The sequence below is a fragment of the Aulosira sp. FACHB-615 genome (genome assembly GCF_014698045.1).
Lineage (GTDB): Bacteria > Cyanobacteriota > Cyanobacteriia > Cyanobacteriales > Nostocaceae > Nostoc_B.
Genome location: NZ_JACJSE010000003.1, coordinates 144,998 through 166,493, shown reverse-complemented (window position 1 = coordinate 166,493; position 21,496 = coordinate 144,998). Strand labels below are relative to the sequence as shown.

At 43.2% G+C, this 21,496-nt stretch carries 18 protein-coding genes; 8 read left to right on the top strand and 10 right to left on the bottom strand.

Annotation, left to right across the window (positions count from 1 at the left end; all coding sequences use genetic code 11):
• Positions 1 to 38 precede the first annotated feature (38 nt).
• A complete protein-coding gene (locus tag H6G77_RS05525; protein WP_190871031.1) occupies positions 39 to 1,382 on the top strand; it encodes a hemolysin family protein in 1,344 nt (447 codons plus the stop codon).
• 158 nt (positions 1,383 to 1,540) lie between these two features.
• Here H6G77_RS05525 and queC read toward each other — a convergent pair whose 3' ends face one another.
• Positions 1,541 to 2,257, bottom strand: a complete 717-nt coding sequence (queC, locus tag H6G77_RS05520) for a 7-cyano-7-deazaguanine synthase QueC (protein WP_190871030.1) — start codon at positions 2,255 to 2,257, stop codon at positions 1,541 to 1,543.
• Between the two features lie 496 nt (positions 2,258 to 2,753).
• Here queC and H6G77_RS05515 point away from each other — a divergent pair, with 496 nt between their 5' ends.
• From H6G77_RS05515 to H6G77_RS05500, 4 genes are all read left to right on the top strand, one after another.
• On the top strand, positions 2,754 to 3,833 hold the full coding sequence (locus H6G77_RS05515; RefSeq protein WP_190871029.1) for a Gfo/Idh/MocA family oxidoreductase: 1,080 nt from the start codon (positions 2,754 to 2,756) through the stop codon (positions 3,831 to 3,833).
• A gap of 166 nt (positions 3,834 to 3,999) precedes the next feature.
• Positions 4,000 to 4,614, top strand: coding sequence for a DedA family protein (locus H6G77_RS05510; protein ID WP_190589905.1), 615 nt, complete (start codon positions 4,000 to 4,002; stop codon positions 4,612 to 4,614).
• A gap of 223 nt (positions 4,615 to 4,837) precedes the next feature.
• Positions 4,838 to 5,986 carry a ParM/StbA family protein gene (locus H6G77_RS05505; RefSeq protein WP_190589904.1) on the top strand — a complete coding sequence of 383 codons (1,149 nt, stop codon included), beginning with the start codon at positions 4,838 to 4,840 and terminating at the stop codon, positions 5,984 to 5,986.
• A gap of 5 nt (positions 5,987 to 5,991) precedes the next feature.
• Entirely contained in the window at positions 5,992 to 6,510 is a 519-nt protein-coding gene (locus H6G77_RS05500; RefSeq protein ID WP_190589903.1) for a plasmid segregation centromere-binding protein ParR, read from the top strand.
• Between the two features lie 168 nt (positions 6,511 to 6,678).
• Here the strand turns inward: H6G77_RS05500 and secA are convergent, their stop codons facing one another.
• The 5 genes from secA to H6G77_RS05475 form a co-directional block, all read right to left on the bottom strand.
• Positions 6,679 to 9,474 (bottom strand): preprotein translocase subunit SecA, encoded by a 2,796-nt coding sequence (gene secA / locus H6G77_RS05495; RefSeq protein WP_190670209.1) that lies wholly within the window; start codon positions 9,472 to 9,474, stop codon positions 6,679 to 6,681.
• A gap of 357 nt (positions 9,475 to 9,831) precedes the next feature.
• Positions 9,832 to 11,421 (bottom strand): NAD(P)H-hydrate dehydratase, encoded by a 1,590-nt coding sequence (locus H6G77_RS05490; protein ID WP_190871028.1) that lies wholly within the window; start codon positions 11,419 to 11,421, stop codon positions 9,832 to 9,834.
• A 399-nt stretch (positions 11,422 to 11,820) separates the two neighbouring features.
• Entirely contained in the window at positions 11,821 to 12,648 is an 828-nt protein-coding gene (locus H6G77_RS05485; RefSeq protein ID WP_190589900.1) for a hypothetical protein, read from the bottom strand.
• 570 nt (positions 12,649 to 13,218) lie between these two features.
• On the bottom strand, positions 13,219 to 13,674 hold the full coding sequence (locus tag H6G77_RS05480; RefSeq protein WP_190589899.1) for a cupin domain-containing protein: 456 nt from the start codon (positions 13,672 to 13,674) through the stop codon (positions 13,219 to 13,221).
• Between the two features lies 1 nt (position 13,675).
• On the bottom strand, positions 13,676 to 14,470 hold the full coding sequence (locus H6G77_RS05475) for a cysteine hydrolase family protein (protein ID WP_190589898.1): 795 nt from the start codon (positions 14,468 to 14,470) through the stop codon (positions 13,676 to 13,678).
• Between the two features lie 83 nt (positions 14,471 to 14,553).
• Between H6G77_RS05475 and H6G77_RS05470 the strand changes: the two genes are divergently transcribed.
• The 3 genes from H6G77_RS05470 to H6G77_RS05460 all read left to right on the top strand — a co-directional run bounded on the left by H6G77_RS05470 (position 14,554) and on the right by H6G77_RS05460 (position 17,713).
• Positions 14,554 to 15,951: an amidohydrolase gene (locus H6G77_RS05470; RefSeq protein WP_190871027.1), complete on the top strand. Its 1,398-nt coding sequence runs from the start codon at positions 14,554 to 14,556 to the stop codon at positions 15,949 to 15,951.
• A gap of 352 nt (positions 15,952 to 16,303) precedes the next feature.
• Positions 16,304 to 17,029 carry a hypothetical protein gene (locus H6G77_RS05465; RefSeq protein ID WP_190871026.1) on the top strand — a complete coding sequence of 242 codons (726 nt, stop codon included), beginning with the start codon at positions 16,304 to 16,306 and terminating at the stop codon, positions 17,027 to 17,029.
• Between the two features lie 141 nt (positions 17,030 to 17,170).
• Positions 17,171 to 17,713, top strand: a complete 543-nt coding sequence (locus H6G77_RS05460) for a peroxiredoxin (RefSeq protein ID WP_190871025.1) — start codon at positions 17,171 to 17,173, stop codon at positions 17,711 to 17,713.
• Between the two features lie 107 nt (positions 17,714 to 17,820).
• On the opposite strand, the gene H6G77_RS05455 is transcribed toward H6G77_RS05460, so the two are convergent.
• The 4 genes from H6G77_RS05455 to H6G77_RS05440 form a co-directional block, all read right to left on the bottom strand.
• Positions 17,821 to 19,272: a Ni/Fe hydrogenase subunit alpha gene (locus H6G77_RS05455; protein ID WP_190871024.1), complete on the bottom strand. Its 1,452-nt coding sequence runs from the start codon at positions 19,270 to 19,272 to the stop codon at positions 17,821 to 17,823.
• A gap of 160 nt (positions 19,273 to 19,432) precedes the next feature.
• A complete protein-coding gene (locus H6G77_RS05450; protein ID WP_190589893.1) occupies positions 19,433 to 20,026 on the bottom strand; it encodes a CBS domain-containing protein in 594 nt (197 codons plus the stop codon).
• Positions 20,027 to 20,098: 72 nt separating this feature from the next.
• Positions 20,099 to 20,644 carry an oxidoreductase gene (locus tag H6G77_RS05445; RefSeq protein WP_190589892.1) on the bottom strand — a complete coding sequence of 182 codons (546 nt, stop codon included), beginning with the start codon at positions 20,642 to 20,644 and terminating at the stop codon, positions 20,099 to 20,101.
• A 320-nt stretch (positions 20,645 to 20,964) separates the two neighbouring features.
• On the bottom strand, positions 20,965 to 21,486 hold the full coding sequence (locus H6G77_RS05440; protein ID WP_190871023.1) for a DUF3122 domain-containing protein: 522 nt from the start codon (positions 21,484 to 21,486) through the stop codon (positions 20,965 to 20,967).
• Positions 21,487 to 21,496: the final 10 nt, after the last annotated feature.

Sequence of the window (21,496 nt, the reverse complement as noted above, 5' to 3'; positions counted from 1 at the left end):
ACCTTTTTACTTTAAGAGAGTTTACACGAGTTTAGGCAGTGATTGGTTTTCCTGGTTTAACTTGGGCAGATGTAGGGTTGCGATTATTATCAGTACTACTACTGATTGCCATCAATGCCTTTTTTGTGACGGCAGAGTTTTCGATGGTGACAGTGCGGCGATCGCGGATTCATCAGTTAGTCAAGGCTGGTGACATACAAGCGATCGCAGTTGAAACACTACAACGCAGTATTGATCGGCTGCTATCAACAACACAGTTAGGCATTACCCTTTCGAGTTTGGCACTGGGGTGGATTGGTGAAAGTACAATTGTGGTGCTGGTAAACACATGGCTGAAATCTTGGCCGTTACCAGCAACGACCACTAAGTTTATTTCCCATTCGCTATCAATTCCCCTGGCCTTTTTTTTGGTAGCTTATCTGCAAATTGTCTTGGGGGAATTATGCCCAAAATCACTGGCTCTACTCTATTCTGAACAATTAGCACGATTTTTAGGCCCTTCAGTTAAAGCGATCGTTCGTTTTTTCAGTCCCTTTATCTGGATTCTCAACCAATCAACTTTTTGTTTGTTACGCATTTTTGGCATTGAATACACAGGTCAAAGTTGGAGACCGCCTGTAACATCGGAAGAATTACAGATGATCATTGCCACAGAACGAGAATCTACAGGTTTAGAACATTCTGAACGCCAACTGCTGAATAATGTCTTTGAATTTGGCGATGTTACCGCCCAAGACGTAATGATTCCTCGCAATGGCATTATTGCTTTACCCAAAGATGCAACCTTCCAGCATTTACTCCAGGAAATGACCACGACTGGTCACTCCCGCTACCCCATTATTGGCGAATCTTTAGATGACATTCGCGGGATTGTTTACTTTCGAGACTTAGCCCAACCCTTGGCAATAGAGAAACTCACTTTAACATCCCATCTCCAACCGTGGATGCGTCCCGCCCGATTTGTCCCAGAAAACACACCCTTGAGTGAACTCTTGCCCATGATGCAGCAAGAAAAACCAGCTATGGTCATTGTCGTCGATGAGTTTGGTGGGACTGTAGGGCTAGTGACCATTCAAGACGTGATTGGTGAAATTATTGGCAATACAGGGGAACGGGAAAACAACGAAGACTTGTTAATTGAAATTGTCGATCAAGACACATTTTTAGTACAAGCACAAATTAATCTCGAAGACCTCAACGAAGTCTTAAATCTCAGTTTGCCTCTAGCTAGGGAATATCAAACTTTAGGCGGTTTTGTGCTTTATCAATTACAGAAAATGCCAACCAAAGGTGAAATCTTTTTATACGAAAATCTTCAGTTCACCATAGTCTCAATTGTCGGGCCAAGGCTGCATCAGATTCAGGTGCAACGCTTGTTGTAGGGGGGGAAGGGGGCAAGGGAGACAAGGGAGACAAGGGAGACAAGGGGGACAAGGGAGACAAGGGGGACAAGGAGGACAAGGAAGTAAGATTTATACCTTACCTCTCAACCTTGTCTACCCCCTCACCCTTGTCCACCCCCTTTCCCACTCCCTACTCCCTACTCCCTACTCCCCACTCCCCACTCCCCACTCCCCACTCCCGCAGCATAAGCCAGTGGATCTTGTAATCCCAGTTCTTCAAAAGCTGCTAGTCGCAAGCGGCAAGAATCACAGACTCCACAGGCAATATCACCACCGCTATAGCAAGACCAAGTTAAGTGCCAAGGAACGCCTAATTTGTTACCAAGTTGGATGATTTCGGTTTTTTTGAGATGAATCAAAGGGGCAACGATCGCAGTTGCATCACCTTCTCGTCCTTGTTTGGTTCCCAGGCGAAAAACTTCTTGCATTGCCTGGATGTAGTCAGGACGACAATCAGGATAGCCGGAATAATCCAAGGCATTCACACCAATGTACACACGTTCAGCTGCGATCGCTTCCGCATAGCCCAAGGCAAAACTTAAAAATATCGTGTTCCGTGCAGGTACGTAGGTTATAGGAATATTTTCTGACATCTCCTCCAAGGAACGGGCTTGGGGAACATCGATTTTTTCATCTGTCAGTGCTGAACCACCCCATTTGCGTAAGTCAAAATTCACCACCTGATGTTCTTCTACACCAGCAGTTTGCGCCACCAGCATCGCTGAGTTTAACTCTCGGCGATGTCGCTGCTGATAATCAAAAGAAATGGCGTAGCACTCACAACCATCTGCTTTGGCTTGATAAAGTACAGTAGAAGAGTCTAATCCCCCAGACAACAAAATTACGGCTTTCATCTTGGCTGCCAATTTTTAGATTTCTCATTGCCAAAACATCATAATTAAAAAAACTGTCAGCCAGCCTGACCACTCGATTTTTTTTCCATACTGTACCAGTTTATAAACTGGACTATTCTTGAAGTGTTATGGTAGCTATTTTTGTAATTTTACTGACAGGAAAATTATTTATTTACAACGTTATTAAGATGGTAAATTTCCTGGTATCCAATACTCTGACTAAGATTGAGAAACTTTCACTAAAAATTGATTTTGTGTTTAAAGTTAATAAAAAAACACATTAGCTATTGTGTTAAGAGCAAAAACCTGATTGATTTAGAACTGAACAGAAAAAAGACAGCCAGATTGCGGGAACTATCGCAAACTTTGAAATTCTTCATAAACAGAGCCTCTATGTTACCATCTGGATGGTTTTAGACGGATCATAACTGGCTGTTCAGTATAATTGCCAACGGCCGCAGCGTCTCTAAATTTGGTGGTTGAGGAGAGAACAATAGTGCAAAATAGCATGTCAGTGGCAGAATCAAATTCATACACACAGCGCAATCAGCCACGACCGATTCGCGTGGGTGTAGTCGGGGTGGGTAACATGGGACAACATCATGCCCGCGTCTTGAGTTCAATGAAAGATGTTGAACTAGTCGGTGTGGCAGATATCAATGTTGAACGAGGCTTAGAAACCGCCAGCAAATACAAGGTGCGTTTTTTTGAAGATTATTGCGACTTGCTACCCCATGTGGAAGCAGTGTGCATCGCCGTACCGACTCGCCTGCATTATGCCGTGGGGATTAATTGCCTATTAGCGGGAATTCACGTTTTAATTGAAAAGCCGATCGCTGCTAGTATTTCGGAAGCAGAATCCCTCGTCAATGCAGCCGCAGAATCAGGGTGCATTTTACAAGTAGGTCATATTGAGCGATTCAATCCTGCATTTCAAGAACTCAGCAAAGTCCTGAAAACCGAAGAATTGCTGGCGCTGGAAGCTCACCGGATGAGTCCTTACTCCCATCGTGCCAATGATGTTTCAGTCGTGCTGGATTTAATGATCCACGACATTGACTTAATGCTAGAACTAGCCGCCTCTCCAGTTGTCAAACTGACAGCCAGTGGTACTCGTGCTTTAGATTCTGGTTATTTAGATTACGTCACAGCCACCTTGGGATTTGCCAATGGTATTGTTGCTACGCTGACAGCCAGTAAAGTCACGCACAAAAAGATTCGGCGCATTGTTGCTCATTGCAAAAACTCCTTTACGGAAGCAGATTTTCTCAAGAACGAAATTCTGGTTCATCGCCAAACAACCACCAATTTAACTGACAATCGTCAGTTACTTTACAAACAAGATGGTTTGATCGAAAAAGTCTCTACCACCAATATTCAGCCTTTGAGTGCAGAACTAGAACATTTTATCAACTGTGTTCACGGTGGTAATCAACCTTCCGTTGGTGGTGAGCAGGCGCTAAAAGCTCTGAGACTAGCTAGTTTAATTGAGCAAATGGCTTTGGAAGATAGAGTATTCAACCCATTAGACTGGCAGTCAGAATCGAGAGTTCAATCCTTAACTTCCACAATCTAATAGTTTTGTTCAATTGAATACATAAAATACTTAGGGGCGTAATTATTGCGCCCCTAAAATTTGGCTAATCATTACCCCAGAGATGACGGATTATCAGTAAAGTTTTAAGAAGATTAAGGCTAGATTAGGCAAACAAACTTGTGCCGCAGTTTTAGGAATATACTCAATGCTTGAATGGATTACTAATACGATCAATTCCTTGGGATACGTAGGAATTGCACTGTTAATGTTTGTAGAGAACCTGTTTCCCCCAATTCCCTCAGAATTGATTATGCCACTGGCAGGATTTACCGCTAGGGCAACACCAGACCGATTAAATATTCTGGGAGTATTTTTTGCCGGACTTGTAGGTTCTGTAGCTGGCGCACTTGTGTGGTACTATCCTGGTAAGTTTTTGGGCGAACAGCGCCTAAAACGATGGGCGGATCAGTACGGTAAGTGGTTAACCATATCCAGCAAAGATATTACCAAAGCAAAGCATTGGTTTGATTCTCAAGGTAGCAAAGCAGTGTTAATTGGTCGTCTTGTACCGGGAATCCGTACATTGATTTCCGTGCCAGCAGGCATTAGCGATATGCCTCTGCTACCATTTTTATTTTATACAACCTTGGGTAGTGCTGCCTGGGTAGGTTTGTTAACATACTCAGGGTATATTTTGGGTAGCCAGTATGAACTTGTGGACAAGTACCTTGCCCCAGTATCAAAAATTGTGCTTGGGACTTTGGTTTTGGCATTTGTGGTCTGGATACTCAAGCGTAGGCAGAAACGGACTAGACACTAAAATACACCACCCTGATTTAAAGTTTATTTAAAGTTGGGGGGTTACATCTGGTAAAAATTCGCCTACACTATGCCAAATAATGCTGAATTTGCGATCGCCTAAATCAGCATTAGGCGTATTTTTAGCTACACTTGACGAAACCTAGAATTTTTGGTATCTCGCATGTTTGTATGTAAGATGAGCAAGTTAAATTTTGACAGTTAAGAAAGGACTAGGAGCTTTCATGACAGACCAACCTTCCGCCGCTACCCCAATGAATGCTGCTGCTATCCCACTCAACCGGGTTTCAGCCGCTACCCCAATTAATACTGCTACTCCTGTTAAAACAAATGGCAGTTCTGGCAAGGCTATTCTCAGTGTGGACTTAGGCAGAACATCAACCAAGACTTCTGTCAGCCGCGAACCCGGTAATGTGGTTTTCATCCCCGCCAATGTCAAACAAATGTCAATGGAAGAAGTCCGGGGAGGTATTTTTGAAGCCCGTGCGACAGATCCTTTAATGGACTTGTGGCTGGAGTATCAAGGCAGTGGCTATGCAGTCGGTCAACTCGCCGCCGATTTTGGCGCAAACCTTGGAGTTGGTAAATCTAAGGTAGAAGACGCATTGGCTAAAGTTTTAGCTTGTGCTGGCTACTTCAAGCTAAAAGACGAAATTTCCATCGTCCTGGGTCTACCCTTCCTCTCTTTGGAGCAGTTTGAAAAAGAAAAAGCCCAGATCATCAGTCAGCTGACTGGCCCTCACGTGATGAATTTTAGAGGCGAAAGTGTCTCTCTCAACATCAATAAAGTTTGGGTAATGCCTGAAGGTTACGGTAGTCTTCTTTGGTGTGAAGCTCAACCCAAAAAAGGTGCAGGCAGCCCCGACTTTACCAAAGTATCAGCCGCTATTGTCGATATTGGACATCAAACCATCGATTTGTTGATGGTAGATAATTTCCGCTTCGCTCGTGGTGCTTCTAAGAGTGAAGATTTTGGGATGAGCAAATTCTATGAAATGGTAGCGAAAGAAATTGAAGGCGCAGACAGCCAATCTCTAGCACTCATTTCTGCGGTGAACAAACCTAGAGGAGAACGTTTCTATCGTCCCAAAGGCTCTAGCAAGCCTGCCAACCTGGATGATTTTCTCCCCAACTTGATTGAGATGTTTTCCCGTGATATTTGCAGCCGTGTCCTTGCTTGGCTACCTGAGCGTGTGACTGATGTGATTATCACAGGCGGCGGCGGCGAATTCTTCTGGGAAGATGTGCAACGTCTGTTAAAAGATGCTCAAATCAACGCCCATCTAGCTGCACCATCTCGCCAAGCTAACGCCTTGGGGCAGTATATTTATGGAGAGGCGCAATTATCCGCCGTTCGTGCTGCTAGGTCTTAAAGTCAATGTTCCAATGGTCAAAAAAAGTAGTTAAATCGGTGACGTTCAACCCAGAAGTTGCAGATGAAAGCTTGTTGTCGCTGGTAGAAAGCCATTTAGAGCCTCAACCAGACAAGACTTTTAGCGACCTCTGTAAAGAAGCCCTATGGCAATTTTTATGTGTCCCGGAAGCTGTTAAACCTGCTTCCAAACCAATAGCCGCAGAGTCGGTTGAACAGAAAATCGATGAACTGCAACGCCAAGTGGCTGACCTAGAGGAACGTTTTTTCGCTAAAGAATCGAATCGTTTGGAGGCGATGGAACGCCATATTGTGCAACTCACGCAACAGATGGCGCATCTCGCAATTTTGGTGACAGAGCGACCGCAGATTATTCACCATCAGCCTCCAACTTCACCAGCGCCAGCGCCTGTAGTGTCAACAGTCCCCGCAATGGAAATGGTTAACACTACCTACGCTGCTGCACCTTCTGAAGATGTTGACCCTGTGATTAGTCGTCTCAGTCAGTTTCTGGATGATTTTTAAGAGACGGTTTGGATTGTGAGTATTTTTATTTTTAAGGAATCCTTAGTAGTGCAGGCTATTAAGGATTATTAATTTTTATCATTCAAAAAACTTTGTGCGGCAGTCGCTACAACGGGAGAAAACCCCGTAACGCGCTGCCGCCTTTGCGTGAGATATTTAATAACTCTGCTACACCATTTCCGATGATGTTTGCACCACTGGCTGAGGCTGGGGTTGGAACATGAACAAGGAGTAAACTACATCTCGGCGGATGTTGACCATCATATCGAGGAATAGTTCATAACCTTCGCTCTTATATTCAATTAGCGGGTCTTTTTGACCGTAACCACGCAAACCTACAGACTCGCGTAAAGCATCCATTTGTTGCAGGTGTTCGCGCCACAAGGTATCAATACGCTGCAAGATGAAGAAGCGTTCGGCTTGACGCATCAGTCCTGGTTGCACTTGGTCAATTTGCGCTTCTTTCATGTCGTAGGCAATTCGCACCTGTTCGTGGAGGAATGCTTTAATCTCGCTGACAGACATATCCTCTAGTTGATTTGCCTGCATATCTGATAGCAAGTAGACGAATTCTTTGACTTTCTCAACCAGTTTTTCTAATTCCCATTCTTCTGAGGGCAAATCTGGGTTGATGTAGTAGTCAACGATGTCGTCCATCGTTTTTTCAGCGTATTTGATGACTTGTTCTTTTAAGTCTTGCCCTTCTAATACCCGACGGCGTTCGGCGTAGATGGCGCGACGTTGGTTGTTCATTACCTCGTCGTATTCAAATACTTGTTTACGGATGTCGTAGTAGTAGGTTTCGACTTTTTTCTGTGCGCCTTCTAAGCTGCGAGTCAGCATTCCCGACTCAATAGGCATATCTTCTTCGACTTGGAAGGCGTTCATTAAGCCTGCAACGCGATCGCCACCAAAGATCCGCAATAAGTTATCTTCTAAACTGAGGAAAAATCTGGTGGAACCAGGGTCTCCTTGTCGTCCGGCGCGTCCCCGCAACTGGTTGTCAATGCGGCGTGACTCGTGGCGTTCTGTACCTATTACGTGCAGACCACCGATTTCGACGACGTTATTGTGTTCGCTGTCTGTGAACTGTTCGTACTCGTGCTTAATGCGGTTGTATGCTTCGCGTAACTTCTGAATTACTGGGTCTGTGGTGGGTGCTTTTTCGGCTGCCACTGCCACCTTATCTTCCGCTTCTAGTTCTGGTAAACTGCGATCGCCATATTCCCTGACTGCAACATCTACCGCTTCTTTCAGTAGTTTTTCGGTTTCTTTAGAAAGTTGGGTGGGGAAAATTTCTGGTGAAGCTTTCCAAGTTTTGACTTTTTTCCCTGGGGCAAAACCTTGGCCGCCACCATGTCCACCAGGTAAACTACCACTCGCCCTCTGTACACCAAACACATCTTCGTCTTCTGGTTGGACAATGCGTGGCATAAAATATTCCCGCAATTTCAACCGCGCCATGTATTCGGAGTTACCACCGAGGATAATATCTGTACCTCGACCCGCCATATTGGTCGCAATGGTAACAGCACCTCTCCGTCCTGCCTGGGCGACAATTTCCGCTTCCCGTTCCACGTTTTCGGGGCGGGCGTTGAGTAATTCGTGGGGAATACCAGCTTGTTTGAGGAGTTGGCTGAGATATTCTGATTTTTCGACACTAGTGGTTCCTACGAGTACAGGGCGACCAAGTTCGTGCATTTCGGCACATTCTCTGGCGATCGCTGTCCATTTACCCGCCTCTGTCTTAAACACCAAATCCGACAAATCTTGCCGTTTTCTGATGCGGTTAGTCGGAATGATACTGACTTCTAGTTTGTAAATTTTTTCAAACTCAGCTTCTTCAGTCTTGGCTGTTCCTGTCATCCCGCCTAATTTGGGATACAGCAAGAACAAGTTTTGATAGGTAATTGTGGCTAGAGTTTGAGTTTCGGGCTGAATTTCTACGTGTTCTTTGGCTTCAATGGCTTGGTGTAGACCATCACTCCAGCGCCGTCCCGGTAATACCCGTCCGGTAAATTCGTCTACAATGACGACCTCACCATTACGAACGATGTAATTGACATCCTTTAAGAACAATTCTTTGGCTTTAATCGCGTTAAATACAAAGTGCGCCCAAGGATCTTCCGGGTCAAATAAATCTGTGACACCTAAAAGCTCTTCTGCTTCCGCAAAGCCTTCATCAGTCAGCAACACGTTACGAGCTTTTTCATCTACCTCGTAATGGTCATCTTTTCTCAGTGTCAGGGCGATTTCCGCCGCTTGTAAATATTTTTCTGTCGGTCTTTCTACCTGACCAGAAATAATCAATGGTGTACGGGCTTCATCAATTAAAATTGAGTCTACTTCATCAATGACACAATAGTTAAACGGACGTTGCACCACATCAGCCATTGAAGTGGCCATGTTGTCGCGCAGGTAGTCAAAGCCGACTTCACTATTGGTAACGTAAGTAATATCACATTCGTAGTTCTTTTGGCGCTCGCTGGGGTTCATGGTCGCCTGAATGAGTCCCACACTCAAGCCGAGGAAGCGATGCACCTGTCCCATCCACTCCGCGTCCCGACGAGCTAGGTAGTCGTTGACAGTCACGACGTGGACACCCTTACCCGTGAGAGCATTTAAATAGCTAGGTAAGGTTGCTACCAGGGTTTTGCCTTCCCCAGTTTTCATTTCCGCAATTTGCCCAGAGTGCAGGATGATACCGCCCAACATCTGGACATCAAAGTGTCGCAACCCTAAGACTCGCCGTCCTGCTTCTCTAACCACGGCAAATGCTTCGGGCAAAATATCATCCAGAGTTTCGCCTTTCGCAAGACGCTGTTTGAATTCTCCGGTTTTACCTTTTAATTCCTCATCAGAGAGAGCTTTAATTTCTTCCTCTAAGAGATTAATTTCCGTGATGTAAGGTTGGTATTTTTTCAGTTTACGAGCGTTGGGATCGCCCAACAGGAGTTTTAACATGGCGGTTATGGAACTAAATCAAGGGGGATGGGAAATATAGCTTTGGTATTGATTATAAGAATTTAACCTAACCCAGCTTTTTTAGTAGGAGATGGGTAGGAAATGAAAATTCACTCAAAAACACAAAAACGTAGATGAAATAAATCTACTAAAAGATTTGCTTTTATTTTACGTTTGATATTGAAACTCTATTAATACTATCATTTCGCCCGAAACTGAAGCAGTGAACCCCGATCATGCTGGAGTAGCGATGCCCGACTGAAGTGTAAAGTTTAGGAATGATGTGGGGTGAGGGGCTAGAGGCTAGTTTTTTTACTCAACAATTCCTCGTAAATACACTAAGTAAAATTTCATACTTCATACTCCATACTTCACACTCGGCATTAAATATTGCGTCAATGTATGGGCATCTACACCTAGTTCTGTGCGTTCTTGGGCTGCTAATATTCCGGCTTGGGAATGCCACCAAGCAGCAGTAGCGACGATATCTTCTACAGGAATTTGTTTTTTTGTTGCTTGTGCCAATAAACCACCCAGTAAGCCAGTTAACACGTCACCACTACCACCACGGGCTAAGGCTGGGGTACTTTCAGGATTAATCCAGACGTTACCTTGAGAATTGGCAATGGCAGTCCTCGCGCCTTTTAACAATACCACTGCGCCACTTTGGGCTGCGGCTTCTCTGACGGCTTTGATTCTGTCGTGTTTGGCATCTGATACGTTGGGAAATAACCTGTGAAATTCACCTGTGTGGGGAGTGAGGACAGTTGTCGCTTGTCGTGTTTGTAAAGTGGGGATAGTGTCTAGCTGTGCCAAAATATTTAAACCATCGGCATCAAGAAGCAAGGTGCGATCGCTCTCAATAACTTGCTGCACAATGGGAGTAGCTTCACGGGTTAAACCAGGGCCACAGGCGATCGCACTAAAAGCACTTAAATTAGTATTCTCTGGTAATGTTAATTCTAAAATTGCCCCTGTCTCGGTTTCTGGGCAACCAATAATTAATGCTTCCGGTAAATGTGACACCAGAAGATATTTTAATGATTCAGGAACCGCTACAGAGAGCATTCCCACACCACTAGCCCGCGCCCCCAACGCTGTTAAAATTGCCCCACCAGCATAACGCCGCGAACCACAAATTAATAATAGATGTCCTTCTTTATACTTGTGGGTTACTGCTGGACGTGGCAAAGGTAAAGTAGAAAGTGCAGTTTTTCTAGTAATTCGTCTAATTTTGGGTGTATTTCCCAATACAGCTTCTATATCTGCCACGGGAATATCAAAATCAATTAACTCTGCTTTGCCGACGTACTCTAAAGCATGATCTTGCAATAAACCCAACTTCCACAAACCCAAGCATAATGTGTAAGTAGCGCGAATTGCCGTTCCTAAAACTTCTCCGGTATCGGTATGCAACCCAGACGGGATATCAATACTAATAATCGGTTGTTGCCATTCATTGAATTGATTAATTGTAGAAGCGATCGCATCAGTAAGCGGTCTTTCTAACCCAAATCCAAATAAACCATCAATTAAAAAATCACAATTCGGTAATTGTTCAATATTTTGATAACAAGAAATACCCAAACTTTGAGCATATTGTAAATGCTGTGCAGTTAATTCTTTTAACTTAGAAAAAGGCGAATATATCCAAACTTCATACCCACGAAAGTGTAATTCACGGGCTACAACCAAAGCATCCCCACCATTATGACCAGGGCCAACTAAAATACCTACACGGCATAAATTATCAGACAAAGGAAATAACTGCTGCACGCGCAGGGCAATCAGTCCAGCGACCTTTTCCATCAAAGCAGCTACAGGCATACCTACGGCAAAAATCCGTTCTTCAATGTCCCGCATCTGCACGGACGTGACTACAACTTGTGCAGTATATTCTTGTCTGTTTTGCGCGTGGTTGATCTGAATAAGAGACGGGTTTGGCATTGTTATAAATTTCCAGATTTAGTTGCTGATAGGAGTTGAGTTAAAAGTTAGTGAAAGAGAATTCAGAAGTCAGGAGTCAGAAGCCAGAATTATTAATTCATCAATATTCTGCTAACAAATTGATTATTACTGATTAACAAACTCTGAGCAATTCTGACCCTTCGACAAGCTCATACCAATTCTATGTGAGGCTGCACTTAATCTTTTATCTCTTCTTTCTTTGCGTTCTACCCTGCGGGAAGCCGCTATCGCGTCTATGCGCCCTTTGCGGTTCGTTCTTTAATTCAGTGCATATTCATACAGAATTAGTATCATGGCATCACTTCTAGATTCTGAATTATTCAAAAAATCTCCAGATATTTACTCTTTACTTTTAACTCAGAACTCGGCACTCAGCACTTACCTAGCGTAATAAACCCTCGCATCACCAAATCCTAAATCCCGGACATATCTATTCCATCTATCTGCATCACCCCGTTCCACAAATGGCCCTACAGCTACATGAGGGCCAAAGGGTCTTTGTCTTTCTTGCACTAAGCTAGAATAGCCACTTTTACGGATGATTGTATTAGCAATTACAGGTAAATCTTGAGTTCTCCCAGGAATCACAACATAATACCGATTACTTCTCTTTTGAGAATTGCTGCTACTATTACTACTGCTAAAATTTTGTATTTCCTGCCCGTTAGAAAAGCTGACAATTCTTGCACCACGAATACCAGAAAATTCTAGTTGTCTCACCCGATCCTCAGCGTTAGATCGCCTGTTAAACACTCCTGACTGAATAATCGAACGTCCTTGATATGGACGGATGTAAGCCTCTGGTTCAATTTGCCGGACTCTTTGCAGTGTTTGGTAATTATCACTGTCAACATAGACAAAGTAACGTTCAAAGTTTTGGCTATATTGATTGGGCTGACTCGGTTGAATTAATACAGGATTTTGTTGAGACTGATTATCTGTAGATGGGTAGGGAAAAGGAGTAGAATCATATTGCTCAATTTGCCCTGGTTGTATTTGGGGCAAAGTTTGTTGATTATCTGGGGTAACGGAAGTATCTGGCGGTGGTGGTAAAGTTTCAATGACTGTTTGTTGTGACAACAAAAGATGATGATTGTTGATTTGTGCTTGGGCTGGATAAATCTGGGAAATCATCGCCAAGGAACTTCCCAAAAATAAAGGCATTATCGACAATGTACTAAACTGACCTGATAACTTTATGGACATAGTAGTAACAAAATTTTTCAAACCATATAATCTAAGCATAAAATCCACAGGCACAGGTGGCAATGGATACATTATAGGAAACAGGTGACAGGAAACAGATTTGATGATGAGTCTTTTTCCTTTAGAAAATAGTAAGGTTGGGTTACGCTATCGCTATCGCTACACCCAACCTTACATCTGATGAGGATGAGATCGTGCTAGTTGATATTGGCACTCATGATGAGGTTTATTGAAAAAAGATAAAATGATGAGCTTGATTTTTAAGACAGTCGCTACTTCTGGAAAGATAATCTTTTGACTTTTGATTTTTGACTTTTGACTTCCCGTTAGGGCGTGATACACTTTACAAGTCTCTGCGCGAGAGAAGAGAAAGCGACCACCCAAAGCCACCTACAACTGACTATTGTGAGCTAAGAAGGCATCAAACATAGACGCTATAGGCAGTGACTACATCCAGATTGCCGTAAATTCCCGTAAAAAGCAACATAGTTAGACTTGCAATGCCAATAAGGTGCGTTACGCTTTGCTTCAACGCACCCTACAATTTTCTAAAATTCTCTGAATTTTTATTCAATAAGGCATAAAGGTATCTAACCTGCCAAATACTGCCATATCTTCTGCATCTAATTCTACAGGTGTGCCACTGCGAATTAATTCAGCAAAGTCTTCATTTGGAACCATAATTGTTAAGGTATACAGGCGGCTAGAGCCTGTATTTTTAATTAAGTGTGTGCCTGTGGGCGGTACTAATAAACTATCTCCGGCTTTAATAGCGACTTTTTTACCATCACAAATAGCTACTCCTTCACCTTTGAGAATAAAAAACATTTCTACTGCCCATTGATGACGATTTGGCGGTGTCTGTCCACCCACATCAAATATTTCTACACAACAAGTTAAAGAAGTATTGGCGTTGGTGGAATCAAAGATAATTGCTAATCGATTACTATCATGAGGGCTGATGCGGTATGCTTGATAATCTTTGGGAGATTTAATAACAGGAATTACGCAACGAGTAGAGTGCATCTTAATCATCCTCTCCTGTTAATTTGGGGTGGCTTAAAGCTGTGAAAATTGCTTGGGAATCGGTGACGAAACCAAAGCATTGTTTAACGTTGTATAAGGTTGCTAACCAACAATAATCGGGTGAAGTTGTCGCGGTACAATCTTTAACTAAAATGCAGTCATATCCTAAAAAATTAGCGTCACAGAGTGTAGTTAATACACATTGATCAGCATTCACACCAGCAAAAAATATTGTAGTAATTCCCAAATTCCGCAGAATACTATCTAAGGGTGTGTCCCAAAAGCCACTCATACGGTATTTGTCGATGCGGATATCTTCGGGTAACTGTGGTAGTTCATCAACTACGGCTGCTGCCCAGCTACCTGCCATTAATACCCTAGCACCGTTTTTGGGTAAGCAGTCGCCTAAGCCCACACCATCACCGCTAGGGTTATAGACGTGACGGGAAGCCGCACTGATATTGAGTAAGTCGGGACGATTACCCCAATTTACCCAAATTACCGGCACGTTAACATGACGCAGTTTGGGCAGTAAATTATTTAACGGTTCAATGGGTTGACGTGCGGGAGTCACATCCACGCCAATGTGCGCTAACCAGCCATCGGGATGACAAAAGTCGTTTTGCATGTCAATAACAAGAATTGCGGCTTTTGCCAAGTCAAGGCGCAGGGTTTTAGTTTCGGTTGTTAAGATAACGGGTTGTGGGTTTTTGGGAGAACGGGTAATATCTGCGATCGCATGATCTACCATCCAAGCATTTGGCGCAACTCCCAAAGTCCGCAGAGGCTGATTCATAAATTTGCAACACCCAACACCTATTTCTATTTTGTAACTTGAAAACAGGTAGAGCGTTCAATTACTTAATCAAGGTTTAAATCGTGAACTTTACTATTAAAAATGTCTTAATTTCTACTGATGATGGGTACTCCACCACAGATGTGCAGGTTGTAGATGGTAAAATTGCAGCGATCGCACCTCATCTTGATGTTGTGGGGACGGCAGTTAACGGCGAATATAAGCTACTACTACCCGGTTTTGTTAACGCCCACACCCATTCTTCGGAAAAGTGGCAACGGGGAATTATTCCGCCTTTGCCCTTAGAATTATGGTTGGCGCAGTTGTATGATTTCCCCCCCCTCGACACAGAAAAAGTCTATCTCAGCGCCTTGGGAACGGCGGTAGAAACTTTACTATCTGGGGGTACGAGTGTTGTAGATCATTTGGTACTGATTCCTGGGGAAGAGTTAGAAACCATCACGGCGGCGGTTCGCGCTTACCGAGAAATTGGGATTCGGGCTTTTATTGCACCGTTAATTCAAGATGAATCTTTAACCGCCGGTATTCCTTCTGGGGAAAATGAACGTAACCACGAGCCTTATTTTCGTTCGACTGCGGAAACTTTAGCACTTGTGGAGGAAGCCGTTAGACAATTTCATCGCCCGGATGAAGGGGTGAGTATTTTAGTTGCGCCTACGGGGATTCAGTTGTGTAGTGATGCTTTATTTACTGGTTGTATTGAGTTGAGCGATCGCTATAATTTATGTCGTCACTCCCATTTGTTGGAAACCAAAGCCCAAGAAAAACTCGCCCAGGAAAAATACGGTTGTAGTGCTGTTGAACATCTTAAACGCCTGGGTTATTTAGGCGATCGGACTTCTCTCGCCCATTGTGTGTGGTTAAATGAATTGGATATTGAAATTCTCGCCGAAACTCAATCTACAGTTGTGCATAATCCCTTAAGTAATTTGCGTTTAGGCAGTGGAATTGCGCCAATTTTAAAATATCGCCAAGCTCAAGTAAATGTCACATTTGGTTGTGATGGTGCTTCGAGTAATGATTCCCAAGATTTATTAGAAGCGATTAAAATTGGTTCAATTCTGCACAACACCACAGAACGAGATTATCAATATTGGATTACACCCCGACAAGCAACAGAAATGGCAGCTTTGGGTGGTGCTAAAGGTTTGAATATGTCAGATAAAATTGGTTCTTTAAATGTTGGTAAACAAGCTGATTTAGTCCTTTATGATTTGACCAGTTTATCATTATTACCTCGGACTGATCCCATCGGTCTATTAGTTTTAGGTAGACCGACAAACGCTGTTGATAGTGTGTGGGTAAATGGCAAACAAATAGTAGATAATCATCAAGTAACTAAGATTAATGTTGATGAGTTGCGACAAGAATTATTCCAACGCAGTCAGTGGGATATTCAGCGTTATTCGCCAACTGTCGTGGAGATTGAAGCTCATTATCGTACTGTCATGGGTTTGTAAATTACAAAAAAATACGGTTACATCTTATCAACTTACATCTGCTACTTTATTGCGATTAAGCGAGACTTACGTAAGTGTCATAATTGGTGGTTGGTGCGTGACGCTATAAATCTGATGACTCCGTTCAAATCTTCTCGTCGCGTCACACACCCTACAGAAAAAATATGCGAGTTGCGTAAATCCTATTAAGGTAAGGTGGGCAATGCTAAAAATTTGCTGACTTATTAATTTATAATTTTTGGGAATTGCACAACCTACGTTGATATGTAGCCTCTCATGGAATTGGTATAAAAAATACGTTGCAATTTCCTTATACCGTGTTTCTGTCTTATTAAATTAAAAGTAGTCACTGATGAATCAAGAAAATAATCAAAACCAAACAAAGCAGAAACCACAGGACGATCAGAATAAAGCTCGCAGAAATTGGTGGATTGAAATTGTCTCGCTATTAGCATTAGGATATCTGATATTTAGCTTAATTAGTCCCATCTTTTTTAAAGAAGGACAACAGCCCAGAAAAATAGAAATTCCTGATATTTTAGTTATTGCTATTATTTTATTTTTCAACTCTAATTTGCTCAATAGATTAGAGGATTTTGGTATTTCTAAAGAAGGTGGGATTACAGCTAAGTTTAGGGAACTAAAGCAAGAAGTCAATAAACAGAAAAAAGAAATCGATGAACTGCAAGCACAACAACTAGAACAGTTAGAAAAGCAACAAAAAAACTTAGAAGAAATGCAAGCGTTTATGTATAATTTTTTATTAGGAGATAAAGATTATGAAAAGATTGCTCAACTTGATCAGCATTTACAAGCAAATACTAACTATAACTTTTATGTGTCAGAAAAGGTCGCTGATGAATTAAGACGTTTGCGAGATTTGAAATTAATTCAGACTAATTCTGGTTATATTAGCGATTTGGTGAAAGCAAGCGATTATGGTAGACAACCAATCGATTTAACTAAATATTTTTGTGTTACAGATTTAGGTAAAAAGTTTTTAATAACTCGTGAGACTTTACAGTCTAGCAATCAACAAGAAACAACTAATTCTGAGGAAACACCAAAAGTTGAGTAGGTAATGGTGTCTGTTATCTATTTTTTCTCATCTGTATGCTACATCGGGAAGCAGGATAGGATAATGATAGGAGGATAAAATGGATATATCCATTATCAATATTTCAAACAAAAACACGAAATTATTATTGTGAGGCTTGTTATGCTAACTTCAACTGATTTTAGAGGCTTATTTAATGAGCGATTTTTCCGTAACTTTTTGCCAATACCCGCAACTAGTTACTTTCATTTAGAAATAGGCACACCAGATTTTCAACTACCGGATATTACTAACGGTAATTTAGTAAAATTATCAGATTATCGTGGTAAGCAACCAGTATTACTGGCGTTTACTCGTATCTTTACCGAAAAGCAATACTGCCCGTTTTGTTATCCCCATATTAAAGCTTTGAATGAAAACTATGAGGAATTTACAAAACGTGGTATTGAAGTATTAATGATTACAAGTACTGATGAAAAGCAGAGTCAAATAGTTGTCCAAGATTTAGGCTTAAAAATGCCTTTGTTAAGTGATCCCAGTTGCCAAGTATTTCGGAGATATCGAGTTGGGCAAGCTTTGGGAGCGCCTTTACCAGCGCAGTTTGTGTTAGATAAAGATGGCAAATTACTTTATCGCCATTTGTTTTCTTTTTTAGATCATAATGCGAGTGTGGAGACATTATTAGCACAGTTTGGTGCTGCATAAATGCAGGATGAATTATCTCACGCAGAGGCGCAGAGGCGCAGAGAGAACAAGGAGTTTTACATTTGAGTACCTGAAATTTCATCTCCTAATTCAGCAACACCCACAGTTTAATACCGCCAAACTTGATTGATAATATTGCCATCGGCTGCTATTAGTTGAATTTGTAAAGGCATTTGTCCGGCGGCGTGAGTTGAACAACTTAAACAGGGGTCAAAGGCACGAATCCCGGCTTCGACACGGTTGAGCATTCCTTCAGGAATATCATTACCTTGAATGAAATGTCGGGCAATTTGAGCAACTGTACGATTCATTGCTAGGTTATTTTGTCCTGTGGCAATGATTAAGTTGACTTTTTGCAGTAACCCATTTTCATCAACGCGATAATGATGAAATAATGTGCCGCGTGGTGCTTCGCTGACACCAACTCCTTCTAGTTGGTTAATGCCTGCTTCGGCACGCAGTCGTGTTGATAAAATGTCTGGGTCGTTAAGTAAAATTTCAATGTGTTCGATACAAGCGATAATTTCGATTAAGCGGGCATAGTGATAAAAGAAAGATGATTTGACTGTACCTTGACCGCGATCGCGGAATTCTTGTAATTCTTGATCAGCTAAAGGTGTGCCAATTCGATTACAAATATTTAGTCGTGCTAGTGGCCCTACCCGATACATCCCACTATCTATCCGACAATGGTCATTTTGGTTAGGATAACCCAAGGGTCGGTAGTAGGGAGATTTTAAGTAAGAGTCTGGTTGAACTGCTTCCCCAATAAATTCTTGATAGCGCGTGGGATCAAGTTTATCGGCAAGGATGTTACCTGCACTATCCACAAAGCGGAGATGTCCATCGTAAGTTTCCCATAAACCATTGGGAGTGACTAACCCCATAAATAAACTAGGGAAATTACCAAAGGTTTGGGCTTCGGCGGCATAATCGTCGAGCAAGTTTTTAAATCTCGCCAACGCATTTAAAATCGTGGCGCGGGCTTCGGGAATGCGGTTTTGGATATGGCTGCGTTTTTCTGATGTGAGTGGTTCGCGCACACCACCGGGAACCGCCCAAGCTGGGTGAATCTTTTGTCCTCCCAGTAACTCAATAATTTCTTGACCAAACTGACGTAAACGAATTCCACCACGGGCAAATTCTGGTTCTGCTGCAATTAAACCAAAGACATTGCGGGTTTGGGGATTACTATCCATTCCCAATAAAAAATCAGGGGCGCTGAGATGAAAGAAGCTCAGTGCATGGGATTGGAGAATTTGCCCTAAATTCATCAATCTTCGGAGTTTAGCAGCTGTCGGTGGGATAGTAACAGCTAAAATGCGATCGCCTGCTTTAGCTGAAGCTAACAAGTGACTCACCGGACAAATACCACAAACCCTAGCGGTAATTGCCGGCATTTCCCACAACGGCCGACCTTCGCAAAACTTCTCAAACCCACGAAATTCTGTGACATGAAAGTGAGCATCACTCACTTGACCAGTATCATCCAAAAAAATACTAATCTTGGCATGTCCTTCAATGCGGGTAACGGGATCGATAACGATTTTTTTAGTCATTGCTGGTTAAGAGTGCTGAGTGGGGAGTGTGGGGAGTGTGGGGAGTGTGGGGAGTGTGGGGAGTGTGGGGAGACAAGGTAGAAAGATGCTTGTGTGTCCTCCTTGTCTCCCTTGTCCTCCTTGTCTCCCTTGTCGCCCGTGTCTTCCTTGTCCCCTCACTTCACACTTCATACTTCACACTTTCCGAGTAATCTTCAAAAGCTGTGCTGTCGATTTTGACGGCTGTTTGATGTGCGATTTCTGATTGCATTTCGTCCACTGCATCCCAAGCTGCGGCGCATTCTTCTGAGTGGATACCTTTTTCTATGCAGATGGCGCGAGCTTTTTTAATCTCTTCTTGTAGTTGTTGTTCTAAAAGAATCGACCGGGGTTGTTCCAGAAAGTCACTTAAAGCCAAAATATCAGTCAGCGAAATGATCCCTACCAGTTCACCTTGGATAACAGGCGCTCTGTGTAAACGATGTTGAGCAAACAACCGCGCGACATATTCTAAACCCAAGTCGGGATTAATTGCGATGCAAGGCTTGGTCATAACCTCGTATACCCGTGTTTTATGAGGGTCTTTACCATAAGCAATAACTTTATAGACAATATCGCTCTCGCTAATAATGCCGTAAGCATCTTGTTCGTGGCGACGGTCAACAATTAACGCCCGCCAATCTCTAGCCCGCATTAACTGTACTGCTTCTGCAACTGTGGCAGAGCTACGAATGGTGGCTACATCTTTTGTCATAATGTCTGCGGCTTTTAGCATAATAAATCTCCTATAGAGTGGGGAATAAGGGGACAAGGGAGACAAGGGAGACAAGGTGGACAAGGGAGAAATTTAACCAAATTTGATTAATTCGCGTCCTGCGAGTTGTGGTTTTTCACCTTTTAAAAGCGGTTCTAATGCGGCGCGAATGCGTGTTGCTGAGGGTGGACAACCGGGTAAATAAATATCAACGGGGACTACGTAATGTACAGGTGTGACTTGATCTAATAGCGGGGGTACTATGCCGGGTTCTTGGGGTATTTGGGGATGAAGATCCACAAGTTCGACATAACATCGCTGGAGTACTGGTTCGGCGCTACCTAATGGATTACGTAAGGCGGTAACATTGCCCGTCACAGCACAATCACCAAAGGAAATTAAGAGTTTAGAACGTTCTCGAACGGTGCGGATTGTGGTTAAGTGTTCTTCATTAGCGATCGCACCTTCCACCAAAACTACATCTACATCCTGGGGATATTCTTTAATATCAGCGAATGGGCTGTAAACAATATCCACCAGTCCGGCTAAATCTATCAGCCATTCATCTAAATCTAGAAAGGACATGTGACAGCCAGAACAGCCGCCTAACCATACTGTTGCTAGTCGTAAGCGAGTCATAGTTGATTTTGGGGAGTGGGGAGTGGGGAGTGGGGAGTGGGGAGTGGGGAGTTGGGAGTTGGGAGTGGGGGGAGACAAGGGCGAGGTGGGAGACAAGGGCAAGGGGGGAGACAAGGGCGAGGGGGGAGACAAGGGCGAGGGGGGAGACAAGGGTGAGGGGGGAGGTTTGGAAGGATGGTGAAGAAATCTTTCCCCCCTCTCTTCCCACACTCCCCACACTTCCCACACTCCCCACACTCCCCACACTCCCCACACTCCCCACACTTCCCACACTTCCCACACTCCCCACACTCCCCACACCTCCCAAACTCCCACACTCCCTACTCATCCCTCATAACTTCCTGCCATTCCAGGACGACAGGGTAAGGGACTGAAATATTGATCGACTTCTGTCCAGGTAAAGGAATGGCGAGTTGTAGGGGTTCGTTGGGTAATTGGGGCAAGATATTTTGGAAGTTGTACTGGCCGATAGTTGGGGCTGGGGCTTCATCGAGGAACACGTCAGAGGCTGTGAACACTTTGCCGGATGCGGTGGTGATTTTCAGGGGTTGGGGATGAATTAATTCGGCGGAGTTGGGAAAACCCACAAGCCGCAGATTTACACTGGTATTTTGACCAGGATAAATTTGCTTAAATAGAACCACTTGCCAGACGTGTCCTGATTGATCATCTAATTTTGTTTGTGAGCGATAAAGTATTTCGCCAGGGGCGGCTTCTAAATGTGTAACAGATGCGATCGCCGTTGGTGATGTGGGACTTGCTAAAGCCAGGAATATAGATATTGTCAAAATACTGACTACTAGCAACCACCAAAATATGTTTCGGATGCGACGGAGTTTCATATATATCTCC

What these genes read in the sequence shown, in the direction of transcription:
- queC (WP_190871030.1), bottom strand. Translation starts at nt 2,257, where the DNA reads ATGAAAGCCGTAATTTTGTTGTCTGGGGGATTAGACTCTTCTACTGTA.
- H6G77_RS05510 (WP_190589905.1), top strand. Translation starts at nt 4,000, where the DNA reads ATGCTTGAATGGATTACTAATACGATCAATTCCTTGGGATACGTAGGA.
- H6G77_RS05505 (WP_190589904.1), top strand. Translation starts at nt 4,838, where the DNA reads ATGACAGACCAACCTTCCGCCGCTACCCCAATGAATGCTGCTGCTATC.
- H6G77_RS05500 (WP_190589903.1), top strand. Translation starts at nt 5,992, where the DNA reads ATGTTCCAATGGTCAAAAAAAGTAGTTAAATCGGTGACGTTCAACCCA.
- secA (WP_190670209.1), bottom strand. Translation starts at nt 9,474, where the DNA reads ATGTTAAAACTCCTGTTGGGCGATCCCAACGCTCGTAAACTGAAAAAA.
- H6G77_RS05490 (WP_190871028.1), bottom strand. Translation starts at nt 11,421, where the DNA reads ATGCCAAACCCGTCTCTTATTCAGATCAACCACGCGCAAAACAGACAA.
- H6G77_RS05485 (WP_190589900.1), bottom strand. Translation starts at nt 12,648, where the DNA reads ATGTCCATAAAGTTATCAGGTCAGTTTAGTACATTGTCGATAATGCCT.
- H6G77_RS05480 (WP_190589899.1), bottom strand. Translation starts at nt 13,674, where the DNA reads ATGCACTCTACTCGTTGCGTAATTCCTGTTATTAAATCTCCCAAAGAT.
- H6G77_RS05475 (WP_190589898.1), bottom strand. Translation starts at nt 14,470, where the DNA reads ATGAATCAGCCTCTGCGGACTTTGGGAGTTGCGCCAAATGCTTGGATG.
- H6G77_RS05465 (WP_190871026.1), top strand. Translation starts at nt 16,304, where the DNA reads ATGAATCAAGAAAATAATCAAAACCAAACAAAGCAGAAACCACAGGAC.
- H6G77_RS05460 (WP_190871025.1), top strand. Translation starts at nt 17,171, where the DNA reads ATGCTAACTTCAACTGATTTTAGAGGCTTATTTAATGAGCGATTTTTC.
- H6G77_RS05455 (WP_190871024.1), bottom strand. Translation starts at nt 19,272, where the DNA reads ATGACTAAAAAAATCGTTATCGATCCCGTTACCCGCATTGAAGGACAT.
- H6G77_RS05450 (WP_190589893.1), bottom strand. Translation starts at nt 20,026, where the DNA reads ATGCTAAAAGCCGCAGACATTATGACAAAAGATGTAGCCACCATTCGT.
- H6G77_RS05445 (WP_190589892.1), bottom strand. Translation starts at nt 20,644, where the DNA reads ATGACTCGCTTACGACTAGCAACAGTATGGTTAGGCGGCTGTTCTGGC.
- H6G77_RS05440 (WP_190871023.1), bottom strand. Translation starts at nt 21,486, where the DNA reads ATGAAACTCCGTCGCATCCGAAACATATTTTGGTGGTTGCTAGTAGTC.